Origin of the sequence: Rhizobium leguminosarum (assembly GCF_019798305.1) — a bacterium.
Classification (GTDB): domain Bacteria; phylum Pseudomonadota; class Alphaproteobacteria; order Rhizobiales; family Rhizobiaceae; genus Rhizobium; species Rhizobium leguminosarum_U.
On record NZ_JAAXDD010000002.1, the window covers coordinates 103,142 to 125,749 of the forward strand.

Annotated in this window: 24 protein-coding genes and 3 pseudogenes; 16 read left to right on the top strand and 11 right to left on the bottom strand. The window is 61.8% G+C overall.

All coding sequences use genetic code 11. The annotated features are described in order from the left end of the window. Positions 1 to 78: 78 nt before the first annotated feature. The 5 genes and pseudogenes from HFO99_RS03850 (at position 79) to HFO99_RS03870 (ending at position 4,003) form a co-directional block, all read left to right on the top strand. Positions 79 to 1,526: pseudogene (locus HFO99_RS03850) on the top strand (multicopper oxidase family protein). Positions 1,527 to 1,553: 27 nt separating this feature from the next. Continuing rightward, positions 1,554 to 1,997, top strand: coding sequence for a DUF411 domain-containing protein (locus HFO99_RS03855; protein ID WP_222359386.1), 444 nt, complete (start codon positions 1,554 to 1,556; stop codon positions 1,995 to 1,997). A 54-nt stretch (positions 1,998 to 2,051) separates the two neighbouring features. Then, on the top strand, positions 2,052 to 2,606 hold the full coding sequence (locus HFO99_RS03860) for a TlpA family protein disulfide reductase (RefSeq protein WP_222359388.1): 555 nt from the start codon (positions 2,052 to 2,054) through the stop codon (positions 2,604 to 2,606). A 69-nt stretch (positions 2,607 to 2,675) separates the two neighbouring features. Further along, positions 2,676 to 3,368 (top strand): SCO family protein, encoded by a 693-nt coding sequence (locus HFO99_RS03865; RefSeq protein ID WP_222359892.1) that lies wholly within the window; start codon positions 2,676 to 2,678, stop codon positions 3,366 to 3,368. A 188-nt stretch (positions 3,369 to 3,556) separates the two neighbouring features. Beyond that, on the top strand, positions 3,557 to 4,003 hold the full coding sequence (locus HFO99_RS03870; protein ID WP_222359390.1) for a hypothetical protein: 447 nt from the start codon (positions 3,557 to 3,559) through the stop codon (positions 4,001 to 4,003). Between the two features lie 466 nt (positions 4,004 to 4,469). Here the strand turns inward: HFO99_RS03870 and HFO99_RS03875 are convergent, their stop codons facing one another. The 3 genes from HFO99_RS03875 to HFO99_RS03885 are packed head-to-tail and all read right to left on the bottom strand — an operon-like array spanning position 4,470 to position 6,291. After that, positions 4,470 to 4,802, bottom strand: a complete 333-nt coding sequence (locus HFO99_RS03875) for a hypothetical protein (RefSeq protein WP_222249813.1) — start codon at positions 4,800 to 4,802, stop codon at positions 4,470 to 4,472. A 59-nt stretch (positions 4,803 to 4,861) separates the two neighbouring features. Next, positions 4,862 to 5,920 (bottom strand): hypothetical protein, encoded by a 1,059-nt coding sequence (locus HFO99_RS03880; protein WP_409994928.1) that lies wholly within the window; start codon positions 5,918 to 5,920, stop codon positions 4,862 to 4,864. 53 nt (positions 5,921 to 5,973) lie between these two features. Next, a complete protein-coding gene (locus tag HFO99_RS03885) occupies positions 5,974 to 6,291 on the bottom strand; it encodes a hypothetical protein (RefSeq protein ID WP_222359394.1) in 318 nt (105 codons plus the stop codon). 282 nt (positions 6,292 to 6,573) lie between these two features. On the opposite strand from HFO99_RS03885, the gene HFO99_RS03890 reads away from it, so the two are divergent. After that, positions 6,574 to 6,783 (top strand): cold-shock protein, encoded by a 210-nt coding sequence (locus tag HFO99_RS03890; protein WP_222249807.1) that lies wholly within the window; start codon positions 6,574 to 6,576, stop codon positions 6,781 to 6,783. Positions 6,784 to 7,005: 222 nt separating this feature from the next. Here HFO99_RS03890 and HFO99_RS03895 read toward each other — a convergent pair whose 3' ends face one another. Further along, on the bottom strand, positions 7,006 to 7,524 hold the full coding sequence (locus HFO99_RS03895) for a Spy/CpxP family protein refolding chaperone (RefSeq protein WP_261322983.1): 519 nt from the start codon (positions 7,522 to 7,524) through the stop codon (positions 7,006 to 7,008). A gap of 59 nt (positions 7,525 to 7,583) precedes the next feature. Here HFO99_RS03895 and HFO99_RS03900 point away from each other — a divergent pair, with 59 nt between their 5' ends. Continuing rightward, positions 7,584 to 8,150: a Crp/Fnr family transcriptional regulator gene (locus tag HFO99_RS03900; protein ID WP_222359396.1), complete on the top strand. Its 567-nt coding sequence runs from the start codon at positions 7,584 to 7,586 to the stop codon at positions 8,148 to 8,150. Between the two features lie 54 nt (positions 8,151 to 8,204). Then, positions 8,205 to 8,408 (top strand): heavy-metal-associated domain-containing protein, encoded by a 204-nt coding sequence (locus tag HFO99_RS03905; protein WP_222359398.1) that lies wholly within the window; start codon positions 8,205 to 8,207, stop codon positions 8,406 to 8,408. A 102-nt stretch (positions 8,409 to 8,510) separates the two neighbouring features. On the opposite strand, the gene HFO99_RS03910 is transcribed toward HFO99_RS03905, so the two are convergent. Then, positions 8,511 to 8,936, bottom strand: a complete 426-nt coding sequence (locus HFO99_RS03910; protein WP_261322984.1) for an adenylate/guanylate cyclase domain-containing protein — start codon at positions 8,934 to 8,936, stop codon at positions 8,511 to 8,513. A gap of 380 nt (positions 8,937 to 9,316) precedes the next feature. Between HFO99_RS03910 and HFO99_RS33265 the strand changes: the two are divergent. Next, positions 9,317 to 9,456 (top strand): annotated as a pseudogene (locus HFO99_RS33265) (squalene cyclase); the annotation flags it as partial. 105 nt (positions 9,457 to 9,561) lie between these two features. Here the strand turns inward: HFO99_RS33265 and HFO99_RS03915 are convergent. Further along, on the bottom strand, positions 9,562 to 10,086 hold the full coding sequence (locus tag HFO99_RS03915) for a DUF6428 family protein (protein ID WP_222359400.1): 525 nt from the start codon (positions 10,084 to 10,086) through the stop codon (positions 9,562 to 9,564). A 42-nt stretch (positions 10,087 to 10,128) separates the two neighbouring features. On the opposite strand from HFO99_RS03915, the gene HFO99_RS03920 reads away from it, so the two are divergent. From HFO99_RS03920 to arsK, 6 genes and pseudogenes are all read left to right on the top strand, one after another. Further along, the gene (locus tag HFO99_RS03920) at positions 10,129 to 10,485 is read left to right on the top strand and encodes an ArsR/SmtB family transcription factor (protein ID WP_222359401.1); all 357 of its coding nucleotides are present in this window, start codon (positions 10,129 to 10,131) and stop codon (positions 10,483 to 10,485) included. Continuing rightward, positions 10,482 to 11,047: pseudogene (locus HFO99_RS03925) on the top strand (arsenate reductase ArsC). The gene HFO99_RS03920 and the pseudogene HFO99_RS03925 overlap by 4 nt, the downstream one beginning before the upstream one ends. Then, on the top strand, positions 11,010 to 11,705 hold the full coding sequence (locus HFO99_RS03930) for an MIP/aquaporin family protein (protein WP_222359403.1): 696 nt from the start codon (positions 11,010 to 11,012) through the stop codon (positions 11,703 to 11,705). Before HFO99_RS03925 ends, HFO99_RS03930 begins: the two are co-directional and overlap by 38 nt. After that, positions 11,702 to 12,124, top strand: a complete 423-nt coding sequence (gene arsC / locus HFO99_RS03935) for an arsenate reductase (glutaredoxin) (RefSeq protein WP_222359405.1) — start codon at positions 11,702 to 11,704, stop codon at positions 12,122 to 12,124. Before HFO99_RS03930 ends, arsC begins: the two co-directional genes overlap by 4 nt. After that, positions 12,099 to 12,824 carry an arsenical resistance protein ArsH gene (arsH, locus tag HFO99_RS03940; RefSeq protein ID WP_033182205.1) on the top strand — a complete coding sequence of 242 codons (726 nt, stop codon included), beginning with the start codon at positions 12,099 to 12,101 and terminating at the stop codon, positions 12,822 to 12,824. Before arsC ends, arsH begins: the two co-directional genes overlap by 26 nt. Continuing rightward, a complete protein-coding gene (gene arsK / locus HFO99_RS03945; protein ID WP_222359407.1) occupies positions 12,821 to 14,059 on the top strand; it encodes an arsenite efflux MFS transporter ArsK in 1,239 nt (412 codons plus the stop codon). The genes arsH and arsK overlap by 4 nt, the downstream gene beginning before the upstream one ends. A gap of 21 nt (positions 14,060 to 14,080) precedes the next feature. Here arsK and HFO99_RS03950 read toward each other — a convergent pair whose 3' ends face one another. From HFO99_RS03950 to HFO99_RS03970, 5 genes are all read right to left on the bottom strand, one after another. After that, positions 14,081 to 14,347: a hypothetical protein gene (locus tag HFO99_RS03950; protein ID WP_222359409.1), complete on the bottom strand. Its 267-nt coding sequence runs from the start codon at positions 14,345 to 14,347 to the stop codon at positions 14,081 to 14,083. A 112-nt stretch (positions 14,348 to 14,459) separates the two neighbouring features. After that, positions 14,460 to 16,994, bottom strand: coding sequence for a mechanosensitive ion channel family protein (locus HFO99_RS03955; protein ID WP_222359411.1), 2,535 nt, complete (start codon positions 16,992 to 16,994; stop codon positions 14,460 to 14,462). Positions 16,995 to 17,086: 92 nt separating this feature from the next. Further along, on the bottom strand, positions 17,087 to 17,638 hold the full coding sequence (locus HFO99_RS03960; protein WP_222359413.1) for a DUF924 family protein: 552 nt from the start codon (positions 17,636 to 17,638) through the stop codon (positions 17,087 to 17,089). Between the two features lie 223 nt (positions 17,639 to 17,861). Further along, positions 17,862 to 18,926 (bottom strand): sensor histidine kinase, encoded by a 1,065-nt coding sequence (locus HFO99_RS03965; RefSeq protein ID WP_222359415.1) that lies wholly within the window; start codon positions 18,924 to 18,926, stop codon positions 17,862 to 17,864. Between the two features lie 277 nt (positions 18,927 to 19,203). After that, on the bottom strand, positions 19,204 to 20,649 hold the full coding sequence (locus HFO99_RS03970) for an MFS transporter (RefSeq protein ID WP_222359417.1): 1,446 nt from the start codon (positions 20,647 to 20,649) through the stop codon (positions 19,204 to 19,206). 570 nt (positions 20,650 to 21,219) lie between these two features. Between HFO99_RS03970 and HFO99_RS03975 the strand changes: the two genes are divergently transcribed. Next, entirely contained in the window at positions 21,220 to 22,545 is a 1,326-nt protein-coding gene (locus tag HFO99_RS03975) for an ABC transporter substrate-binding protein (RefSeq protein WP_222359419.1), read from the top strand. The last annotated feature ends 63 nt before the right edge of the window (positions 22,546 to 22,608 follow it).

Here is a 22,608-nt window from a genome sequence, read left to right on the forward strand (position 1 = left end):
CGCCGTGTGTGGCACGTGTGTATTCACAACCACGAAGGCAGCGCGTTCCGCCATCAACGGTGATCGGAAGGATCGACTGTGAATACCGAATTCTATGGCCGCCTGTCGCGTCGGGGTTTTCTCCAGGCCGGCGTGGGCATCTTACTGGCCGCCGGGCCGCCGTCATCGCTGGTGCGTGCGGCAGACCCGAACGAGTACCGGATCGTCGCCGCGCAGGCCCGCGCACGTCTCGTAGGCCCGGATCGTCAGGAGACCGGCGTCTGGGCCTACGACGGAACCATACCGGGACCGCACGTGCGCCTGCGGCAAGGCGAACCCGCTCGGCTTGTCGTCGAAAACCGGCTCGACGAGGACACCACCGTGCATTGGCACGGCGTCCGCCTGCCGAACGTGATGGACGGCGTGCCGGGCCTGACGCAGCCTGCGATCAAGCCCGGCGAAAGCTTCGTCTACGCGTTCACGCCGCCGGACGCCGGGACGTTCTGGTACCACCCGCACGCCAACAGTCTCGAGCAGCTCGGCCGCGGCCTCGCCGGAGCCGTGATCGTCGAGGGACGCGACCCGGTCGCCGTCGATCGCGATCTCACGTGGTTCCTCGCCGACTGGCGGCTTAAGGACACGGGCGAGATCGCCTCCGGCTTCGGCAACCGGATGGAGGCTGCGATGTCTGGCCGCGTCGGCAGGACCGTCACCCTGAACGGCCAAGCCTCGGAGGGCGAACCGGTTCGCGCCGGCGAACGCGTCCGCCTCCGCCTTATCAACGGTTCGCTCGCGCGGATCATGGCGCTGCGCTTCGAAGGCCACAGGCCGATGATCGTCGCGATCGACGGCCAGCCCTGCGATCCGCATGAGGCCGGCCGCATTCTGCTCGGTCCGGCCATGCGCGTCGACGTCGTCGTCGACATGCAGGGGAAACCGGCACGGCGCTACGAAGTCGTCGACGACTTCTACGATGGCCTGTCCTATCGACTGACGCAACTCGCCTATGACCAACAGGCGCCCCTTCTCGGGCGTCCTCTCGACACCTCGCTTGACCTTCCGCGCACCCCCCTGCCGGAACCCGACCTCGGTACGGCCGAGCGTCATGACCTGACGCTCCAGGGCGGCATGATGGGCGGAGGAAAGTTGGCGGGAATGGGGGGAAGATGGGTGGTGGAATGATGCAGGGGATGATGGGCACGGACGGCGGCCCGGCCTGGGCGATCAACGGCATGTCGATGACCGGGGACGGCCATGCCGGCATGGAGCCTGCCCTCACGTTCCAGCGCGGACGCAGCGTGGTACTGATCCTGCGCAACCAGACCGCCTGGTGGCATCCGATGCACCTGCACGGCCACAGCATGCGGGTACTAAGCCGCAATGGTGCGCCGGTCCCGCACCGCCAATGGCAGGATACCGTGCTGATGGCGCCGAAGGACGTCGTCGAAGTTGCCTTGGTCGCCGGCAATCCCGGCGACTGGATGCTGCACTGCCACGTCATGGACCACCAGATGACCGGCATGATGACCGTGCTCCGCGTCACCTGAACTCAAACCTGATGAAAGGAAACTCTGATGCAAAGACGAACTTTTCTCCTCGCAGGCACCGCCGTCCTGCTCCTGCCGCTTCCCGCGACCGCGGCCAGCCCTGGTCGCGCAATGCTCTACAAGAACCCTCAATGCAGTTGCTGCGAAGGCTACGCCGCCTATCTGCGTGAGAACGGCTTCGAAGTCGACGTCAAGGCGACCAACGATCTCGCCGAGATCAGCCGCAAGGCCGGCGTGCCCGAAGATCTGGAGGGCTGCCACACCATGTTCATCGACGGCTATGTGATCGACGGGCATGTGCCGGTAAACGTCGTCCGCAAGCTCCTGTCCGAAAAGCCCGCCATTGCCGGCATCACATTGCCGGGAATGCCGATGGGCTCGCCCGGCATGGTCGGCACGAAGACAGGGACGTTCACAATCTACTCCGTCACGAAGGACGGCAAACCTCCGGCCGTCTACGCGACGGAGTGATCGAGGACATCGGAACATGTCCACGAACGATCCCATCGTTACTGGAGAAGCGTCATGAGACGGTTCCTCCTGACAGCGATCTTCATAGCCGCCCTGGCGTCCCCGGCCGCCGCCGGACCGCCGAAGAACTTCGTGTTCCGCGACGCGCCAGAGCCGGTGCCTGCGCTTCAATTCACCGACGACGCCGGCACGCCGCAGACGTTGGACATGTTCCGCGGCAAGGTCGTCCTCCTCAATATATGGGCGACATGGTGCCTGCCCTGTCGGCAGGAGATGCCAACGCTCGACCGAGTTCAGGCCATGCTCGGCGGCAAGGATTTCGAGGTAGTGGCGCTCGCGATCGATCGTGGCGGACCGGAGGCGGTGAAGAAATTCTATGCCGAATCCGGCATCCAGCATCTCGCCATCCACGTGGATGCGACGAGCCAGGCCGGGTTTGCACTTGCTTCCTTCGGCCTGCCGACGACGCTGCTCGTCGACCCGCAGGGGCGGGAGCTTGGAAGGCTCGTCGGACCGGCCGAATGGGACGCGCCGGACATGACTGCGTTCCTCCGATCGGTCATCGCCCTCAGAGAGGACGGACTCGTCCTCAAGCCGCAGAAGGATTAGCTCATGACCACTTCGACTTGGACTGCCGTTTCATTTTCCTCTTCTGCAGGAGCTGCGCAACGGGGCGGCATGACCTTCCTACGCTCCGTCTTGCTGGCAATTGCGCTGATGACAACGCTGATTACTCCCGTGCTCGCGCACTCGCTGGACGACGTCGACCAGAACTTGCGCGACAACGAGAAGTATTTCCAGCCGGCCGACAGCCCGGCGCCCGCCTTCGCGCTGGAGGATTCGGACGGCCGGGCCGTAGGTCTCGCCGATCTCCGCGGCAAGGTCGTGGTGCTCAACTTCATCTATACGAGCTGTCCGGACGTCTGCCCGCTGCACACGGAGCGCATCGGCCAGATCCAGGCCATGGTGAACCTGACGCCGATGAAAACGATGGTCACGTTCGTCACCATCACGACGGATCCGAAGCGCGACACTCCGCAGGTTCTCCGCGACTATGGCTCGGCCCATGGCATTGACCCGGTCAACTGGATCCTCCTCACCACCAAGTCCGACCAGCCGGAGGACGGCACCCGGACGATCGCCGAGGCATACGGTCTGAAGTTCGTTGCGGAGGACGGCGGCATGCAGATGCATGGCATCGTCACCTACGTGATCGACCAGGACGGCCAGTTGAGGGCACGGTTCCATGGCCTGAAGTTCGAACCGGTCAATCTCGTGACGTTCGTCAACGCGCTCACCAACAGATCGCAGAAACCCCATCCACATGGAGAGCCGAGCTTCTGGGACAAGGTCGAGGGATTGTTCAGATGATCGGCGGCGCAGCTTCCTTCGACTGGGAGAGGTCAAGGCAACGAGGAGCAGCATCCCGTTCCGACGTCGGCAGAGATCGGTCTGCTTTTTGAACGCCTCTCGAACCAGCGGCCGTCCCCTAGATTTAGAATTGAGCTGTTCAAAGTCGGGCGCGCCGCTATTTCTACGAAGTTCAAATGGAGAATCGCATGTTCCGCCTGGTAAGCCTCGTCGCCCTCTCCTTCATGCCACCTGGCAACGTCGGCGCTACGGATGACGGAGGCGTCCACACGCCCGGCGTCGTCACCCTGGAACAGGTGGACGTCGAGCGGACGGAAGATCAGAGGGCGGACGCCGCGTACCTCACCATCTGGAATGGCACCGATCAGGACGTTGTGGTGACCAACGTCTCCATGACCGGATACGAAGGCGTCGACATCGTAAGCACCGTGGGCGACGAAGTGCTCGACCAGCCTGCAAATGAGAGCCTGGTGACCATACCCGCCCGCACCGAAATTTCGATGAGCGACGACACCCTGTTCCTGCGCGCGGCACGAGGCAGGAGAAGCGGCGACCAGACGGCGGCGACCGTGTCGCTGTCCGATGGCCGCAAGGTCACCGCTCTGGCAGTCGTACGGGAGCTCCGACCCAATTGACGAGGCTCGCCGTCACGACTGAGACTGACGTGGGCCGGAGAAGTACTCCCCAACGTTTCACCCCCTACTAGACGTTGGCTCATACGGTCGGGTTCAAAATCTCGTGTTCGATCCCGTCGACGGTTACGACCGCATGAAATCGGGGTTTTTGTAAAGCGTTCGGGTTCTCGCGAAATTCCTGCTGACTCTTCTTGTCGTCGTGGTGCTGCTGCTGCAGGTGAAGGGAATGGTCTAGGTGGGAGTTGCGTCGCTTGGGACGACCATGTCGAACACCGACCTTTCGATCTCCGGCGCTCGCTCGTCCTCCATGCCGCTGGTGGCCTCGTCGTACTTGCCCGTGACGACGGCGCTGTCGGTATACAAGCCGCGCGGAGTGACGCGATACGGATGGCGCAGATATTATCGGCCACGACCGGGCGGCTAGTGAGCCGCCATTCCCCCTACTCGGTTCGACGTCCTGGCTGTCTTAGAACCCCAGCGGCGGCGCGTAGAAGCAACGCACCGTGTCTTCGTTGGGGAACAGGCAGAGGTGATAGGAGTCGTCTGGCGACTCCCTGGTTTCCGCTTGCGGAATTAGGAAGACGTGCCTGCGCGTCGCCAGCTTGTGGTCGCCGGGCAGAAGCGTCACTTCGTACCCTTTCTCGCGGAGGTGGACGGTCTTCGACGAAATGCTTTGGCAGTCGCCGCTGTCCCCGTCTCCATTGCAGCAATAGGGCTCGTAGGTGAAGCCCGACGGCGCATGATGGGCGTGGGCCGCAGTGGCGAACGCCATCCCGATCGCCGCTAGTATCATTCGCATGGGGTCCTCGCTTTCATGTCCAGAACGTGGGCAGCGTCCACGATCCGAGACAGGATTCGTCACTTGCTTCCGTCGAACGGATCGGCCAACGCTGCCACCGGGCGGCTGATCGGATACTTGATGACGGAGACCTTCTCCGCGAGCTTGACGTCGCCGTTTTCTTCAAGGAGCGCGCGGAAGCTCGGATGCATGCCTCCGTCCTGGTATGCGAGCGGCGTGTAGCTTTTGGCGGCCAGCTCCAGGTATTTCTGTTGGTCGGCGGACGCCTTCGCGACGACTGCCGGGTCGGATCGATCGAAGCGCTCCGGACACGCTGCGAGCGGATCGGCAGGGTCGCCGTCCTTGAATTCGGCGTCGAAGACGTACTTGCTCCCGCAGACGGCGACCCTCGGCTCGCGACGGCGAACATCGAAGATGTCGTAGCCCTCCTTGAGGTTCTTCCAGAAGGCGACATTCGGATCGTCGCGATGTGCCGCCAGATTCTGCGGCGTCATGCGGAACGGATAGGCCTGAACCTGGAACGCCTGCTGCCCGCCTTTCAAAGCCTTCTCGACGACGGCGTAGATTTCACCTACGCCCTGGTCGGTCAGTGCAAAACAGCCCGAGGACGAGCAGGCGCCATGTACCATGAGGGCTTCGCCGGAATAGCCCAGGGCCGCTTCCAGGCGATTGGGATAGCCGAGGTTGAACGAGAGATAGAACTGTGATTTTGGATTGAGGCCAGCCATGGAAACGCGGTAGAATCCTTCGGGCGCCTGTCGGTCGCCGGTCTTGGTCTTCGGACCGAGCTTGCCGGACCAGCGGCACATCGGATAGATCTTGAGCAGCGCATACCTTCCGCTGCCGTCGACCTTCCAGATCTCGAGCTCGCTTTCCATCTTGAAGATGCGGACGAGGACCGGACTCTCCGGCTTAATGCCCTTGGCCCGCATGCTCGCCAGCAGCTTCGGCGGTATGTCGTGAGAAGCCTCGCCGAGATCGCCGAGCGACTGCACGCAGCCGCTCAGGACCACGGCGACAAGGGCAAGCGCCACCCGGCGAAAGCGACGCCGCGCCCACTCAATTCGATTCAAACGATACAGCAACGAAAATAAACCGCCGACGTGGCTTGCAAACATAGACATGCGCAAGGTCATGCCCTTCCTTTTGGCCTGGATTCGAGCGAGCGGATTCAGACGGAAGCGATGGGAGGACGCTGCTCGACAGGGTCGATAACGCTCGCAAAGGCGACGGACGAGAAGACGCCAAACGCGACGACATCGGACTTCGAAGAACGGACTTCTGGAGCTTGTGCGACGATGCCGTCCTGCTGGCAGTGCGATCCCGAAACAAACCGGCCATCGCCGCGATGATGTCCGTCGGCGGTCGCAGGAACGCTGATGACGGCCGGGCCGGGGTGGCCGTGATCTGCAGGCGCGGCGATGCAGGGCGCGTCAAGCGAACCCAGCAGCATCATGGTCGCGACAAAGACGTTGATCAGTAGGCGCATCGATTCGTTCCTGCGCAGAGTCTTCTCTGTTTCGGCGGCGTCATAATGGTGAACTTCGCCTTTTCGGTCAACGCGAAGGCACTACTTTCCCATCGCGAGCTCTCTTGACCTTCCAACGGTGGCAGGCCTCAACCTGGCCTGATCGTCGTCATAGACGTCGCGGGCGGGCAGACCGGCTGACCGGCTGACCGATATCGCGATCCCCTCGCTTCCCGCCGCTTGCCAACGCGCGCACGGTCTTCCAATGTCTGTCCGCTGGGGCAGCCATGGGAGGATAAGATTTTGACCACAGGTACAGTGAAATGGTTCAATCCGGACAAGGGATTCGGCTTCATCCAGCCGGACGACGGATCGACCGACGCGTTCGTCCACATATCGGCTATTCAGCGTTCGGGTCTCTCCGGACTTCAGGAGGGCCAGAAGGTCAGCTACGAGATCGTTCAGGATCAGCGGTCGGGAAAGTCTTCCGCTGAAAACCTCAAGGTCCTTTAGGCGGGCGGACGTCGGCCGCTGAACGGCCGACGTCTTCCGCTGGGAGGCGGCCGTGTCCGGGAAGAAGAAGCGCGCCCGGGGTGCGCTCGCGTGTGTTGGAATAGGCCAACCGCCAGGTCGCGGTCATCGCGGGGGCCGTCGTCATCGCCTTCATCGCAGCCATCGTGCTTCACGCGCTCTTGCGTGGGTAGAAGCGGCGTCGCGGCGGGGGCGCCTGATGGTCTATTTCGAATAGCCGCGGTGCTTGCCATAGCCGGCGATCTGGCTGGCGTCGAGAAGCCGGGTCACCTCGAGATGCGCCGCAAGGTGAATGAACCTCAGCCGTGACCGGCTCGCCTCTGCAGCGGCGACCAGATCGCGAAGTTCGGATTCGGTAATGGCCCTGCTTCTGAACGCCGCGTCGAGCTCCCGCTCGGCCTCGACGAAGACCTGGCCCTCTTCAGACGCCCGAGCCTGCATGAGGTCGAAAGCCCTCTGCACTTTCAGGAGCTGATCGTCCGTCAGGCCTAGTCGGTCCTTCATCTGAAGCACATGCGAGGGACCGGGATAGCCGTTGAGCTCCGCCGGCTTCGCAAAGCCCCACCCGCCCCCTCTGGTCAGTTCGTCGACGTCCGTTTCCGACAAGGATTTGATATCCCGCGCCGCCTCCTGCGCATATGGGGATGTCACGTGATGCGCTCCCTCAGCCGAGGCCTGCGTCGAGAGAATTGAGAATGTAAAGGCCACGAGCAGGGATTTCATCGATCGGGTTCCAATTGAGGATGTGACCGCCACTATTGCTTGTCGTCCCCGTGTCGGACATGATCGAAATCATGTCCGACACCTTCATGGATTACATTCGCAGCCTGTCGACCAGAAGAAAGCCCTTCGGCTCCGGCCAGGACCTCTTCAACCAAGGCGACGACGTGGAAAGCCTGTATCTCGTGGAGGCGGGCGTCGTTCATCTCGTCCGGCATCAGGCCGACGGCAACGTCGCGGTGCTGCAGCGGGCGTCGCCGGGAGTGATCCTCGCGGAAGCCTCGGTCTTCTCCAGCGTCTACCATTGCGACGCCGTCGCGGTGACCGACGTGAACGCGACGTCGGTACCGGTCCAAGCGATCAGGCGCGCCCTGCGCAGCAATTCAGACTTCGCCGAAGGCTGGGCGTCCTACCTTTCCAGCCAGCTACAGCAGACGAGGAAGCGCGCGGAGATCGCCAGCCTGAAGACCGTCGCCGCTCGTCTCGAATCCTGGCTCGCATGGAACGACGGCGGACTGCCGTCGAAAGGCGACTGGAAGGCGCTGGCGGATGATATTGGGGTATCGCCGGAAGCGCTGTATCGGGAGCTGTCCAAACGGCGAAGGTCTTTCGTGCGGGATCGGCCTTGACCTTCCCATGGTTGGAAGCCCCATATCCGGGCGGTCTAACGATTGGAGACCACGATGTACGAATTCGAAATTCAGAACATGACCTGCGGCCATTGCGCAAGCACCGTGGAGAAGGCGATCAAAGCCGCCGATCCGGAAGCCTCCGCCAGCATCGATCTTGCGGTCAGGACTGCCAAGGTTGAAACCAGGCACGATCCCGCCGCGATCAAAACCGCCATTGAGAAGGCCGGCTATCCGTCCAGTTTCAAACAAGTTTGACCTCGGAGCGGAGCGCCAGCTTTGGCAAGCGTTCCGCGCCCCGCGGTTTCAAACCGTCAGCGCGGAACCTCATACGTCTGAGGCGACCGTCGATCCGCTTCTTCACACCGTGGCGAGCAAAACCACGGCCCGTCGAGGGCTCCCGCCTGTAGGATGAGTACGGCGCTGCATCTTGCACACCGGATCGATCCAGGTTGGTTCAGCAGACGGAGCAAGCTCGATCTCATAGAGAGGGACTTCCCCTGCTACCGATCTAAGCGCCACCATTCCGAGGTCCCGCACCAGGATGCCTCTGGCAATGACCGCCTCGGCAACGGGCCGGGTGGCGAGCAATTGGCCGGGTGATGCGAGCGCGGCGATTCGTGCCGCAACGTTGACCGTCGATCCAAAGAGATCGCCTGCCCTGCGGACGACCGGCCCGTGGTGTAGCGCCGTCCGAGTGAGCGGCAGTCGCGGCTGCTCACGGCAGGCCTGCAGCAGCGGTCCAAGTACCTCGATCGCCGTATCCGGTTCAGGAAATGATAGCATTGCCTCGTCGCCGATCCATTTGATCGGCGATCATAGCCGCTGAGGGCGTCGCGGACCATGCTCTCGAATACCTCAAGCACGTCGAGCGCGGCCTCGTCTCCATAAACGTCCGCAATCGCGCTGAATCCCGCGATGAACGCAACGGTAGCCGGTGCGGTAGCTAGATTCTCTCGCTGCCTCACATCGCTCTCCATCGCTCTCCATGGCTCTCCATGGCTCTCCATGGCTCTCCATGGCTCTCCATGGCTCTCCATGGCTCGAAGAGCTTCCGGCCGTCTACGGATTGGTCAAGGGGTGGCGACTGCCAGCCGCTTCGGAAAGCGCTGCTGCCAGCAGTCAATTGCGAGAACTGCAGGCGGCCGAATGAGATTGGAGGCAGCACCTGGCCGCTCGACGACAGCCCTGCAGGTCGGGTGTGGTTCGAGGTCGATGACGGGCAAGGCAAGCCCTCGCGGTGGGTGACCTCCGGGCTATGCGGGTGCTCAGATGGTGGGATGCCCAGCCCTCAATCAATGCCTGATGGCAGACCCAGCGCGCGCAGGAAATGCACCCATGACTGACTGGTGGTCAGTCAATATGATCCGATCTCACTGCTACCTGCCCTGCGCCGCGATCTTATGTGTCCTTACGCGCAGCAGCCGCTCGTTGCCGCTTGCGGCCCACAGCAGGCGGCCGCCTTGCTGTTTTCCTCCGCCAGCCACCGGTCGCGCGGCTTGCAGCTTGCCGGCCGTTGCGAAAGCGAAACAAGGACGGCACCGGCGCGAAGAATCGGCATCGCCGCGCAATAGAGCTCCATCGGCCGCACGCCGTCGCTGACTTCGAAGGTCAGCTTCGCCGAACCATCCAGTTGCACATGATCGGAAACCTTGCGGATGATGGAATGGAACTTGCCGGCCAGCATATGCGTGCGGTCGCCCTCCTCGATATCCCAGAGCTGGATGAAGATTTCCGCCCACGCTTCGGGATTGGCGCCGCAATCCAGGCCTGAGAATTGGCCGACCTTGACCTCGGTGACATGATAGCCAGGCTTCACCGCCTTGCCGTCATAATAGAAAATCAGCGGAGAATCCTTGGCGCCGGTAAGCACACTGAGCAGCAGGCCGAGATCGATGTCGTTCGCTTGAATTTTGCTGTTGTCGATGACGTTCATTTGCGCTAATCCTCGTTTCAATGATTCAAGGATTATTGAAATATGGATCAACGTCAAGCTCTCATCGCATTCGGCGCGCTCTCGCAGGAAACCCGCCTTCAGATCGTCCGCATGCTCGTGATTTCGGGTCCCGACGGCATGGCGGCAGGCGCGATCGCTGAGAAGGCGGAGGTCTCGCCCTCTAATATCTCCTTCCACCTGAAGGAGCTCGAACGGTCGGGCCTGATCGCGCAACAGCGTGAATCCCGGTCGATCATTTACACCGCGAACTACGAGGCGCTTGGCGGCTTGGTTCGCTTCCTGATGGAGGATTGCTGCGGTGGAAACCCTGAGATCTGCGCACCGGCTGCTGCCGTTGCCGCATGCTGTGCACCTGCAACCAAGGAGGAACTGCGATGACCACAGACCGCGTTTACAACGTGCTTTTTCTCTGCACTGCCAATTCATCCCGCTCGATCCTGGCGGAATCCATCCTGGAAACCGAAGGCAAGGGCCGGTTCAAGGCCTATTCGGCCGGCAGCCAGCCGAAGGGTGAGGTCAATCCCTATGCGCTGAAGGAGCTTGCGGCGCAGGGCTATCCCACGACCGGTTTCCGTCGAAGAGTTGGGACGAGTTCGCCGAACCGGGCGCTCCAGAGATGGACTTCATCTTCACAGTCTGCGACAGCGCCGCCGGAGAGGCCTGCCCGGTCTGGATCGGTCATCCGATGACCGCCCATTGGGGTGTCGAGGATCCCGCTGCCGTCGAGGGCAGCGAAGTCGACAAGGGCCGTGCTTTTGCGCAGGCCGCCCGCTTCCTCAAAAACCGGATCAGCGCCTTTTTGAGCCTGCCTCTTTCCTCGATCGACAAGCTCGCCCTGGAAACGCACCTGCGCCAGATCGGCGCCATGGAAGGCATGTCCACAAACCGGCGACGGCCGACTGATGGGGCCGTTCGATTTGCCGCGCCGTCTGGTCGCTGAGGCCCTCGGCACCGCCATGCTGGTCGCGACCGTCGTCGGGTCCGGCATTATGGCAACATCGCTGACTGAGGATGTGGGACTTGCCCTGCTCGGCAATACGCTGGCGACCGGCGCCATGCTGGTGGTGCTGATCACCGTTTTTGGGCCGATCTCCGGCGCCCACTTCAATCCGGCAGTCTCGCTGATCTTTGCGATGTCGCGCGTACTGCCGAAGCGCAACCTCGGCGGATATATCCTAGCGCAGATTGCCGGCGGCGTGATTGGGACGATCACCGCCCATCTGATGTTCGACCTGCCGCTGATCGAGCTGTCGAGCAAGGTTCGCACCGGTGGCGCGCAATGGTTTTCCGAAGGCGTTGCGACCTTCGGCCTGGTGGCGGTCATTCTTGCCGGCATCAAGTTCGAGCAGAAGGCGGTGCCGTGGCTGGTCGGGCTCTACATCACCGCCGCCTATTGGTTCACCGCCTCGACCTCGTTCGCCAATCCTGCCGTCGCCTTGGCCCGCTCGCTGACCGACACCTTCTCCGGCATTCGCCCGGTCGATCTTCCAGGCTTCTGGATCGCCGAAATCACAGGCGCGGTCACAGCCCTTTTCCTGTTCACCTGGCTGCTGCAGCCGGGCGCGTCTTCAACCCTGTCGTCAGAGGCAAAACTATGAACGTCACCATCTACCACAACCCGGCATGCGGCACCTCCCGCAACACCCTTGCGATGATCCGCAACGCCGGTATCGAACCTGATATTATCGACTATCTGGAAACCCCGCCGTCACGTGAGGAGCTGGTCAGGATGATCTCCGATGCCGGCCTCACCGTGCGCGATGCCGTTCGCCAGAAGGATACACCCTACGCCGAACTCGGCCTCGACAATCCCGATCTGAGCGACGATCAGCTTCTCGACGCGATGCTGAAAAACCCGATCCTGATCAACCGGCCCTTCGTCATCACGCCGCTCGGCACGCGTCTGTCGCGGCCGTCGGAACTTGTTCTCGAAATCCTGCCGGAAACGCATCAGGGCGCCTTCACCAAGGAAGACGGCGAGAAGGTGCTCGATGCCGGAGGCAAGCGCATTGTCTGATTTGCCTGCCATATCACCGATGCATCTGCGTCAACCGGATATGGACGCGCTCAGGCCGGCGTTCTCGACGCACAAGCCGCGCATCCTGATCCTTTATGGCTCGTTGCGAGCAGTGTCCTACAGCCGCTTCCTCGCACAGGAGGCCGCGCGGCTGCTCGAATATTTCGGCTGCGAAGTGCGCATCTTCAATCCGGAAGGTCTGCCGCTGCCTGATGCGGCGCCGGCGAGCCACCCGAAAGTTCAGGAGTTGCGCGAATGGTCGGCATGGTCTGAAGGCCAGGTGTGGGTCAGCCCCGAACGTCATGGCGCGATGACCGGCATCATGAAAGCGCAGATCGACTGGATTCCATTGTCGGTCGGCTCGGTTCGGCCGACGCAAGGCAAGACGCTGGCGGTGATGCAGGTCTCTGGCGGCTCCCAGTCCTTCAATGCGGTAAGCCAGCTCCGCATCCTTGGACGATGGATGCGGATGATCGCAATTCCCAATCAGTCCTCGGTTGCCAAAGCTTTCCAGGAATTCGACGCGGACGGCCGTATGAAACCCTCGTCCTATTACGACCGCGTCGTCGACGTATGCGAGGAATTGGTGAAGTTCACGCTGCTGACCCGTGACGCCTCGAACTATCTGACCGACCGCTACAGCGAGCGGAAGGAAGAAGTCGAAAAGCTCGAACAGCGCGTGAGCCTCAGATCCCTATGACCATCGCCAGCACCGAACGACCGCCGGTAGCGGCCATCGCCGCACTCGGGCTGACGCGGATCATCGGTTATGGATCGCTCTATTACAGCTTCAGCATCCTCGCCCCCGACATGGCCCGTGATTTGGGCTGGTCATCGGAATGGATCTTCGGCGCGCTCTCTGTGGCCCTTCTGATCGGCGGTCTGGCCGCACCTCTCATGGGCACGTGGATCGATGCCTTCGGCGCAGGCAGGATCATGACATCAGGCTCGGCGATTGCCGCCGCCGCCCTCGTCGCCTGCGCCTTCGCGCCGGGAAAGATCGCTTTCGTCGCGGCATTGATCGGTATCGAGATCGCCTCGAACCTGGTGCAATATGGCGCAGCCTTCGCCCTGCTCGTGCAGATCAGGCCGCAGGTCGCCCAGCGTAGCATCACTTATCTGACCCTGATCGCCGGCTTCGCCTCAACCATTTTCTGGCCGATCACCACGGCGCTGCATGCGCATCTCTCATGGCAGAACGTCTATCTGATCTTCGCCGCGCTCAATCTCCTGGTCTGCCTTCCCATTCATGCCTGGCTCTCCCGTGGCATCAGCCAAACCAGGAGACGGACCGGAGAGGAGGCTCCAAAACGCATCGAGCCGAGCCTTCCGCCGTCTGTGCGTAGGCCGGCCTTTATCCTGATGGTGACCGGCTTTGCTTTGGAAAGCTTTGTGAACTCAGCACTTCTGGTTCACATGGTGCCTGTGATGTCGGCCCTCGGCCTCGGCTCCATGGCAGTGGTGGTCGGAACGCTCTTCGGCCCGTCACAGGTGCTGAGCCGCCTCATCAACATGATCTTTGGCGAGAGGTTGTCGCAAGTGATACTGGCGATCATCTGCGCCATCCTGCTGCCGACAGCCCTTGTCATCCTCATTGCCACCGCACCCTCGGTGCCCGGCGCGCTGGTCTTCGCCGTCGTCTTCGGCCTCGGCTCGGGCCTTAATAGCATCGTCTACGGAACCTTGCCGCTCGCGCTCTTCGGAAGCGATGGCTACGGCCGGCGGCAAGGACAAATCATGTCGGTGCGTCTCGTCGTCTCCTCGATGGCGCCGTTCGCGCTCGCCTTCCTGATGGGCAATCTCGGCGTATCGTGGTCACTGTCGATCGCTGCATTGCTCAGCACCGTCGCCGTTGCCACATTCTTCGCCATCATGCGGCTGACGCGCCCGGTTGTTGCCCGGCCGGAAACTGTTCCCAATCCCGGAGAAGCTTGAGCGCATTAATCAGGACAGGCGCTACTTGACGACGGCCGAGCCCTTGACGATGTCGATCGTCTCGCCGCCGTCGAGCCCGATGCGGTCGCCGTCGGGCGTCGTCATAAAGCAGCCGGAACCACAGAGGTTTTCCGAAGCGCCGGCATCGACCACAACCTCGACGCGCTGGCCGCTCTCGGTGATGACGAGCACGACGGCGGCTGGATCGGTGTTGGTGATGGATGCCGCTTCAGCCGCGGGTGCGGCAAGCAGCGGGATAAGCAGAACGGCGGCAAATCTTGCCATCATGCGCGGCGGCGCTGGCGCGCCCTCCCCTCGAACGATCGGTGCTGCCCCCGGCAGCGATCCCGATAGTGGAGATCATGCACATATAGCTGTGAATGATGGCTGAATGACCCGTTCAGCCTTTCCGATTGCCGTCTGCCGTCTTGCTGCGCAATTGCCGCACCGGCTGCTCTTCCTGCTCCATGGGCGTGTCCGCCGCGTTTTCCTGCTCGTTGGGTTGATCCCTGCCCGCATCGGCAAGCGCGGGACGAGCCTCTCGATGGATGGTAAGATCGGTCTGTGGCAGCGGGATCTCGATGCCCTCGGCCTTGAAGCGCTTAAGGATCTCGATCCTGAGATTGTTGCGCACCGCCATGCCGTCACCCATGTCGGCGAGGAAGAAACGCAGCTCGAAATCCAGAGAATAGGGCCCAAAGCGCAGGAATTCGACATGCGGCTCCGGATTGCGCATGACGAGCGGTATCTTGGCCGTCAGTTCCAGCAGGATGTCCATCACCTGCTGCGGATCGGCGTTGTAGGCGACGGAAACCGGAATTTCCGAGCGGCCGATCTTGTTGCGGTGTGTCCAGTTGCCGACGAGGCCGTTGATCAACTCCGAATTCGGCACGATAATCGACTGCTTGCGGAAGGTCTCGATCTCCGTGGCGCGCACCGAAATGCGCTTGACGATGCCTTCGGCCGTGCCGGAAACGACATGGTCGCCGACCTTGAACGGCCGTTCGACGAGCAGGATCAGGCCGGAGACGAAGTTGGAGACGATGTTCTGCAGGCCGAAACCGATACCGACTGAAAGTGCCGAGGCGACGAGCGCGAAGCTCGACAGATCGATGCCGGCCGCCGAAACGCCGATGATCGCGGCGATGCCGACGCCGAGATAGCCGATGCCGGTCTTGACCGAATTGCGCACGCCGAGATCGACATGGCTTCTCGCCATCACATTGCCGTCGAGCCAGCGTTGCAGCCAGCGCGTCAGCAGGTAGACGCCGGCAAACAAGAGAATGCCGGTGCAGATGCCGAGCAGCGAGATGCTGATACCGCCGAGCCTGACCTCGGTGAATAGCCTATAGGCAAGAATCTGCAGGTCCTGCACATGGAAGCCCCACATCAGCAGGATCAGCGGGATGCCGACCAGAAGCGCCACCGCATAGATAGCAAGACCGACAAGCAGGCCGGCCTGGTCGATCGCCACTGGCCCCAGCTTGAAACGGCGCGTCAGGAAGCTTGCGAAGAAGGTGTCGCCGAAGCTTTCCTGCCTGGATATCGCCTTGCCGGAGAGTAGGCCGACATACATGGTGACGACGACGGCACCGGTGATGATGAGCTGCGTGGCGACGAAGCGCGCGAGCCCGACATAACCGGTGAGCGCGGTGAGGATGAGGCCGGCGCCGACGACCCGCAGGATGATCGCCATGCCGCGCGGCCAATGCCTTCCCGGCGCATCGGGATCGCCGTTCTTCGCCAGCATCGGTTTTCCGAACGAGACCGCGATCAGGATCAGGCCGATGATCAGCGCGGCAATCAGGCTTCTGACCACGGTCAGCACCAGCGGCGAGCCCATCGCCTCGCCGATCGTGCCGAACAGATAATCGAGCGCATTGACGATCGCCATCGCCAGCAGGCAGTAGCCGATCGAGCGCGCGCCGAGATTAGAAAGCCGAACGAGGCGCCAGCGCGGTTCGTGCGGCGCGAAGATGGCATTGACGAAGCGGCCGACGAAATAGACGAGGCCGATCGCCCCGAACAGCGCACCGATGACAGGTGCGATATCGGGCCTCAGCACATTGAACCCGTTAAGGAAAAAGAACGAGGTAACGAGTAGCACCGAGAGCGCCAGCGTGCGGATCAGTGTCGACCAGAAAGCGATCGACAACCGGCCGATATAGGACGGGTTCTCCACCGCTTCGTCGCGGCGCAGATACGAGCCGAACAACCTGTAACTGCCAGAGAGCAGGATCAGCGCCGAGGCGAGCGACAGGAAGATTGCGGCAAACATCGGGAAACGCTTGAATTTCCAGACGAAGGTGGCCCAACTGGATAAGGCCTGCGAGAATTCGCTGGCCTCGTGCACGAAGGCGCTGCCGGCATCGTCGAGCACCGAGACCGAAATCTCGGTACGCCTGAGCAGCGTATCGGCAAACAGCCGCCGCCGCATCTCGGTGATCTCGTTGACGAGCTTCGTCACTGTGATCGACAGGCTTTCGGCGTCGCCCGTCAGCGCGTTGATCTGGGCGCGTTCGGCGGCGAGCGCGTTACGCTCCTGGGTGACGATCTCGGCCTCCGGCGGCTGCCCGTCCTTCGGCGGATCGCCGATCTCGGCAAGCCGGTTCTTGATCTGGTCGAAACGCGGCCTGAGATTGACCGATATGGTGATGACGGCGCGGCTGAGCTCATCGGCCTTGGTCGCAAGCCCGACCAGAGCATCGTCATTGTCGGCATTCTGCTTGACGCCGTCCTGAAGCGCCGTCAGTTGGATCTTCGCCTTATCGATCTCCTTTGTCGCCTGGTCGAGCGGCGTATCGGCAAGCGGCGCCTGCGCGGACGCCGGTACCTGCGGCTCCTGTGCCAAGGCCGCAGCACCCTTGAAATGCGCGCCAGCAACCGCCAGCGTCAGCAGAAGAATGGTGCGAAGCAGGATCGGTCTCAGCCGCAAAGGTGCCTCCGGGAAAGGTTGTCATCGGAATAGAATGCCAGCTTGTCTTAGTAAAGAAAGGCGACAGAAAGGCGGAAGCTCCCTGGAAAGACTTAGAAACCAGCGCCGGGCTTGGAGAGATAGTCGCGTTCCCTCGCCGTCGACTCCCGCCCGAGCATGGCATTGCGGTGCGGAAAGCGGCCAAAGGCAGCGATCACGTCGCGGTGGCGGATCGCATAATCGAGATATTCTTCATCGCCAAGCGCGGTGAACAACGCTACCGATCGGTCCTGTTCGCCAAGGTCTTCGGCATGTTCGAAAGGCATGTAGAAAAAGGTGCGGCACGCGGCTTCTACCAACAGATCGGCGCCGGATGCCAGTGCGAGTTTGGCTTCGCGAAGCGCCAACCCGTCGGTCGCAACGGCAAGCGCCGTGCCGCGATAGATATTGCGGGGAAACTGGTCGAGCACGATCACAGCCGCCAGCCGGCTCTCCGCGTCCGCCCGCCATTCGGCGCCAACATCCGCGGCAAGGGCCAGATGGGTATCGCGAAACACTGTGCTGATCTCCGCGTCGAGGTCAGGCGTCGGGTGGAACCACAGCTCCCGGCCGCATCTGACGAACCAGAAATCATAGACTTCGCGTGGCGTACGGATAGTCGTCATGCTTTCTCCCCCCTAGCGTTAGGCTTGATGATGCAGTTTCGGTAAATTATTGTAGAAAAAGGGACAACACCGTACCGGTAGCCTCCTCATCCGGCTGCCGCCACCTTCTCCCCGCTGGGGAGAAGAGATTCGCGGCGACGTCTCCTTGCACCTTCTCTCCTTGGGGAGAAGGTGCCCGTAGGGCAGATGAGGGGGCCACACGACACACCCTAGGCTAAACTTTCTACTTCCCCTCATCCAACGAAAACACCAGCGTCGCCTTGGTTCCGTTGTGGCCTGGGTCATAGGCGAAATCCGATTTCAGGCTGGCGGCCATTGCCGTCAGAATGCGTGTGCCGAGGCCGGTTCCCCTGGCCGGGCTCGACGGGTCGAAACCGGCGCCGTCATCCTCGACGATGACGCGTAATGCGCCATCTGTCTGGTCGACAACGACCCGGATCTCGCCCGGCACGCTGTCCGGATAAGCATATTTGAAGGCATTGGTGACGAGCTCGCTGACGATCAGCCCGAGCGTAATCACCTTGTCGGTCGCCAGATTGACCGGCTGCGCGGTAAGCACGATGCGGTGCGGCCGCTTGTCGTCGCGCATCGAGGTCTCGAGTTCGGTGAGCAGGCTGTTCAGATATTCGTCGACCTGCACCGAGCCGACCTGCCGGTTGGTATAGAGCCGTCGGTGCACGCTGGCGATCGCGTTGATCCGCATCTGCGTTTCGTGCAGCGCGTCGATTGCAACCTGATCCGTGGTCATTGAGGATTGCATGCGGATCAGCGCGCCGACGAGGCCGAGGCTGTTGGCGATACGATGATTGACTTCGGCGAGCAGCATTTCGGCAAGGTCGCGCTGCTGGCGGATCACCTCCTGCGCCTGCACCATCTCGCGGCGAAAACGCGTCCGCTCCAAAGCCTGTTCGAGGGCGGCGGCGAGCAAGTCGAAATAATCGGCTGAGATCCCCTTCAGCATGTAATCATCGGCGCCGGCCTTCAGCGCCGCGACCGCGATGCTGATATCGTCCGAACCCGTCGCATAGATGACCGGCGGGTGATCCGGCATCGCCGCGATGCTGGGCAAAATATCGAGGCCGGTCTCGCCAGCCAGGACATGATCGAGCACGACGGCGTCGATACCGCCCTCGCCCAGTCTCGCAAGGCCTGCAGCGCCGCTCTCCGCACACTCGACCGAAAAGCCCCGCCGACGCAGGTTTTTCTGCATCAGTAGGGCAAGCCCCTCGTCGTCGTCGATATAGAGGATGTGGATCAGGGCATCCGCATCGCCGCTAGAATTGTTCATTCCGTCTCCCGGCGTTCTCTCGCAGCGACGACCGCCCGCAAGCGTCCGAGTCGTCCGCATAGCAATGTCGTATTGCATTGGCCGCCTGGGGTAAACAGCGGTTGTCCCTCGCTTTTGTCTTAGGCGGCGCGGAAGGAGGATGTCGGGAATCCGGCATTTTCAGAACATGACCTGGGCTGGCGAGCATCCCTATGGAAGCCGTTGAAGGAGATGGGAAAACGAAAACCTGAAATGAGATGCATTAACGCCAAGCGACCCGTTTGGTTCCGTGGATAAGCTAATTTTTCTGGAATTTCCGATGGCCCGATACTTCGGCTCCCGCCTCCGCCGGCAATTGCAGGAAGCGCAGCGACGAGACGACGCCGATTACGCCGACTACGATGAAAGCCCAGCGGAAATCGGCAAGGACGGGATTGCCGGCGCCCCTGAGAGCAGAGGCGATGTTGAGCACGGCCGCCGCCACTGCCACGCCGAGCAGCATCGATACCTGCTGCAGCATGCTCGACAGCGTCGAGGCCGAGCTTCGCTGCGCGGGGCCGATATCGGCGAAGGCGAGTGTGTTCAGAGCGGTGAATTCCATCGACCGCGAGAGACCGGCGAGAAAAAGCAGCGCATGGATGAAAAACGGCGGCGTCGCCGGCGACAGGAAACCGCAGGAGACGATCGAAAGCGCGGCGATCAGCCCGTTAACCCCAAGCACGGTGCGAAAGCCGAAGAAGCGCAGCAGCGGCGTCGTCACCGCCTTCATGCTGAAATTGCCGAGGAAATAGACGAGCAGATAGGTGCCGGCGGCAATCGAGCTCAGGCCGAAGCCGAGCTGGAAGAGCAGAGGCAGCAGGAACGGCGTCGCATTGATCGCCATCCGGCAGGCCGTGCCCGCCGACAGCGTCGACATCGAGAAGGTCTGGATGCGGAAGGCTGAAAGATCGAGCAGCGGATTGTCGACGGCGAGGAAATGCCGCGTCGCCATGACCGACAGCACGATGCCCGCCGCCAGCATTGATATGACGGGCAAAAGCCCGCCGTCCCATTTGACCGAGAGTTCGAGGGCGGCGAGCAGGAAGGTCAGCCCCGCGGCGCTCAGCACAAAGCCCACGAGATCCAGCCGCCCGGGATTGGTCTCGCGCTGCTCCGGCACGAAGCGCAGCACCAAGGCCATGCCGACAATGCCGATCGGGATGTTGATCAGGAAGTTCCAGTGCCAGCTGGCATAGGTGGTGATGAAGCCGCCGAGCACCGGGCCGAGCACCGGCGCCGTCAGCGCCGGCCAGGTGATCAGCGCGATCGCCTGGACGAGTTCCGACTTGCGGGCGTTCTTGAGCACGATGATACGCCCGACCGGCGTCATCAGTGCACTGCCCGCGCCCTGGACGGCGCGCCACAGCACGAATTCCGCAAGGCTGCCGGACAGCCCGCAAAACAGCGAGGCGCCGGTGAAGACGGCGATCGACATCAGGAAGATGCGGCGCGCGCCGAACCGATCGCCGAGCCAGCCGGACAGTGGAATGAAGGCGGCCATCGTCAGCATGTAGACGGTGATGCCGATGCTCATCGACACCGGCTGCACGTTAAAGCTTGCCGCCATTTGCGGCAGCGAGGTGGTGACGATCGTGCCGTCGAGGATCTGCATGAAGAAGGAAACGGCAACGACCAGTGCCACGATCTTCGCCTGGCGGCCGCCTGCGGCCTCTTGCACATTCTCGCTCGTCTCTGCCGTGGTCATCGATCTGCCAATAAAAATTCCGGATGACGCGGCAGGGAAACGGGAAGGAAGCCGATCGGAGATCTGCCGCGCGGGCGAGCGCGGACATGGAAAGCCGCGCACTGGCTGAATACGCCCGTTGCATCCGGCCGGAAAGGCTAAATCTCGCACTACGCAGGAATATTCCCGATTCGGCTGGATAGCTGACCGCTATCGACCCAAGAAAGGATTCAAGAAAAAGGCCCCACTGAAGCGAGGCCAAGCTTGAACCGCTCCGGGGAAAAACAGGGGCGGCGTGCAGTCCATACCGTGCGTTCGATGTCGCAGCGAGGCCAGATGTCGCTGCATCGGTACGCTCGCAAAAGAATTTTTCGAGATCTGCCGAAAAAAGATCGGCCCCCAAAACTATCCGCCCATGTAGTGCGACACTGTCGCAATGCAGCAACGATTGGCGCTTGCAATGTTTACAAAAATAGATATCACTAAACATATTGCTAAACATGATGATTGAGGAGTTCATGTGAGCATTCTCTGAAGTGGGTGAACATGCGACGCCGGCGGGGAGCCGGCCCTTGGTTCTGGGAGGAACTTATGCAGAAAACATCGAAAGCCCTTTTCGGGCTGGCCACGGCATTCGTCATGTCGTCGGCATTGCCCAATCTCGCCAAAGCCGATGAACTGACGCTGTGCTGGGCCGCATGGGACCCCGCCAATGCGCTCGTCGAGCTGTCGAAGGATTTCACCGCCAAGACCGGCACGCAGATGAAGTTCGAATTCGTTCCCTGGACGAGTTACGCCGACCGCTTCCTCAACGAGCTGAATTCACACGGCAAGCTCTGTGACCTCATCATCGGCGACAGCCAGTGGATCGGCGGCTCGGCCGAGAATGGCCACTACGTCAAGCTTAACGACTTCTTCGACAAGGAAGGCATCAAGATGGATGACTTCGTGCCGGCGACCGTCGTCGGCTACTCGGAATGGCCGAAGAACACCCCGAACTACTGGGCGCTGCCCGCCATGGGCGACGTCGTCGGCTGGACCTACCGCAAGGACTGGTTCGAAAAGCCGGAACTGCAGAAGGAATTCAAGGAGAAATACGGCCAAGATCTCGCAGCGCCGAAGACCTACGACGAGCTGAAGCAGATCGCCGAGTTCTTCCAGAAACGTCAGATCGACGGCAAGACCGTCTATGGCGCCTCGATCTATACCGAGCGCGGCTCCGAAGGCATTACCATGGGCGTGACCAACGTCCTCTACGACTGGGGCTTCCAGTACGAGAACCCGAAGAAGCCCTATGACATGGAAGGCTTCGTCAACTCGGACGACGCGGTGAAAGGCCTCGAATTCTACAAGTCGCTCTATGATTGCTGCACCCCACCCGGCAGCTCCAACGTCTACATGGTCGAATCCGCCGACGCCTTCAAATCCGGCCAGGTCGCCATGCAGATGAACTTCGCCTTCACCTGGCCCGGCCTTTACAAGGACGAGAAGGTCGGCGGCGACAGGATCGGCTTCTTCCCCAATCCGGCTGGAAAGGCGCACTTCGCTCAGCTCGGCGGTCAGGGCATCTCGGTGGTTTCCTATTCCAACAAGCGCGATGCCGCCCTGCAATACATCAAGTGGTTCGCCCAGCCCGACGTGCAGGCCAAGTGGTGGGAACTTGGCGGTTTTTCATGCCTGAATTCCGTCGTCAACGCGCCGGGCTTCGCCAAGAGCCAGCCCTATGCCCAGGCCTTCCTGGACTCGATGGCGATCGTCAAGGATTTCTGGGCCGAGCCGAGCTACGCCTCGCTGCTGCAGGCCATGCAAAAGCGCGTCCATAACTACGTGGTCGCCGGCAATGGCACCGCCAAGGAAGCGCTCGACGGTCTGGTGAAAGACTGGAGCGACGTCTTCAAGGACGACGGCAAGATCTGACGCGTGGCATCCCTGATGCGCGCCATCCTCGACAGGATGGCGGCCCGGATCGGCAGACGAGCC

What these genes read in the sequence shown, in the direction of transcription:
- HFO99_RS03855 (WP_222359386.1), top strand. Translation starts at nt 1,554, where the DNA reads ATGCAAAGACGAACTTTTCTCCTCGCAGGCACCGCCGTCCTGCTCCTG.
- HFO99_RS03860 (WP_222359388.1), top strand. Translation starts at nt 2,052, where the DNA reads ATGAGACGGTTCCTCCTGACAGCGATCTTCATAGCCGCCCTGGCGTCC.
- HFO99_RS03865 (WP_222359892.1), top strand. Translation starts at nt 2,676, where the DNA reads ATGACCTTCCTACGCTCCGTCTTGCTGGCAATTGCGCTGATGACAACG.
- HFO99_RS03870 (WP_222359390.1), top strand. Translation starts at nt 3,557, where the DNA reads ATGTTCCGCCTGGTAAGCCTCGTCGCCCTCTCCTTCATGCCACCTGGC.
- HFO99_RS03875 (WP_222249813.1), bottom strand. Translation starts at nt 4,802, where the DNA reads ATGCGAATGATACTAGCGGCGATCGGGATGGCGTTCGCCACTGCGGCC.
- HFO99_RS03880 (WP_409994928.1), bottom strand. Translation starts at nt 5,920, where the DNA reads ATGTTTGCAAGCCACGTCGGCGGTTTATTTTCGTTGCTGTATCGTTTG.
- HFO99_RS03885 (WP_222359394.1), bottom strand. Translation starts at nt 6,291, where the DNA reads ATGCGCCTACTGATCAACGTCTTTGTCGCGACCATGATGCTGCTGGGT.
- HFO99_RS03895 (WP_261322983.1), bottom strand. Translation starts at nt 7,524, where the DNA reads ATGAAATCCCTGCTCGTGGCCTTTACATTCTCAATTCTCTCGACGCAG.
- HFO99_RS03900 (WP_222359396.1), top strand. Translation starts at nt 7,584, where the DNA reads ATGATCGAAATCATGTCCGACACCTTCATGGATTACATTCGCAGCCTG.
- HFO99_RS03905 (WP_222359398.1), top strand. Translation starts at nt 8,205, where the DNA reads ATGTACGAATTCGAAATTCAGAACATGACCTGCGGCCATTGCGCAAGC.
- HFO99_RS03910 (WP_261322984.1), bottom strand. Translation starts at nt 8,936, where the DNA reads ATGCTATCATTTCCTGAACCGGATACGGCGATCGAGGTACTTGGACCG.
- HFO99_RS03915 (WP_222359400.1), bottom strand. Translation starts at nt 10,086, where the DNA reads ATGAACGTCATCGACAACAGCAAAATTCAAGCGAACGACATCGATCTC.
- HFO99_RS03920 (WP_222359401.1), top strand. Translation starts at nt 10,129, where the DNA reads ATGGATCAACGTCAAGCTCTCATCGCATTCGGCGCGCTCTCGCAGGAA.
- HFO99_RS03930 (WP_222359403.1), top strand. Translation starts at nt 11,010, where the DNA reads ATGGGGCCGTTCGATTTGCCGCGCCGTCTGGTCGCTGAGGCCCTCGGC.
- arsC (WP_222359405.1), top strand. Translation starts at nt 11,702, where the DNA reads ATGAACGTCACCATCTACCACAACCCGGCATGCGGCACCTCCCGCAAC.
- arsH (WP_033182205.1), top strand. Translation starts at nt 12,099, where the DNA reads ATGCCGGAGGCAAGCGCATTGTCTGATTTGCCTGCCATATCACCGATG.
- arsK (WP_222359407.1), top strand. Translation starts at nt 12,821, where the DNA reads ATGACCATCGCCAGCACCGAACGACCGCCGGTAGCGGCCATCGCCGCA.
- HFO99_RS03950 (WP_222359409.1), bottom strand. Translation starts at nt 14,347, where the DNA reads ATGATGGCAAGATTTGCCGCCGTTCTGCTTATCCCGCTGCTTGCCGCA.
- HFO99_RS03960 (WP_222359413.1), bottom strand. Translation starts at nt 17,638, where the DNA reads ATGACGACTATCCGTACGCCACGCGAAGTCTATGATTTCTGGTTCGTC.
- HFO99_RS03965 (WP_222359415.1), bottom strand. Translation starts at nt 18,926, where the DNA reads ATGAACAATTCTAGCGGCGATGCGGATGCCCTGATCCACATCCTCTAT.
- HFO99_RS03970 (WP_222359417.1), bottom strand. Translation starts at nt 20,649, where the DNA reads ATGACCACGGCAGAGACGAGCGAGAATGTGCAAGAGGCCGCAGGCGGC.
- HFO99_RS03975 (WP_222359419.1), top strand. Translation starts at nt 21,220, where the DNA reads ATGCAGAAAACATCGAAAGCCCTTTTCGGGCTGGCCACGGCATTCGTC.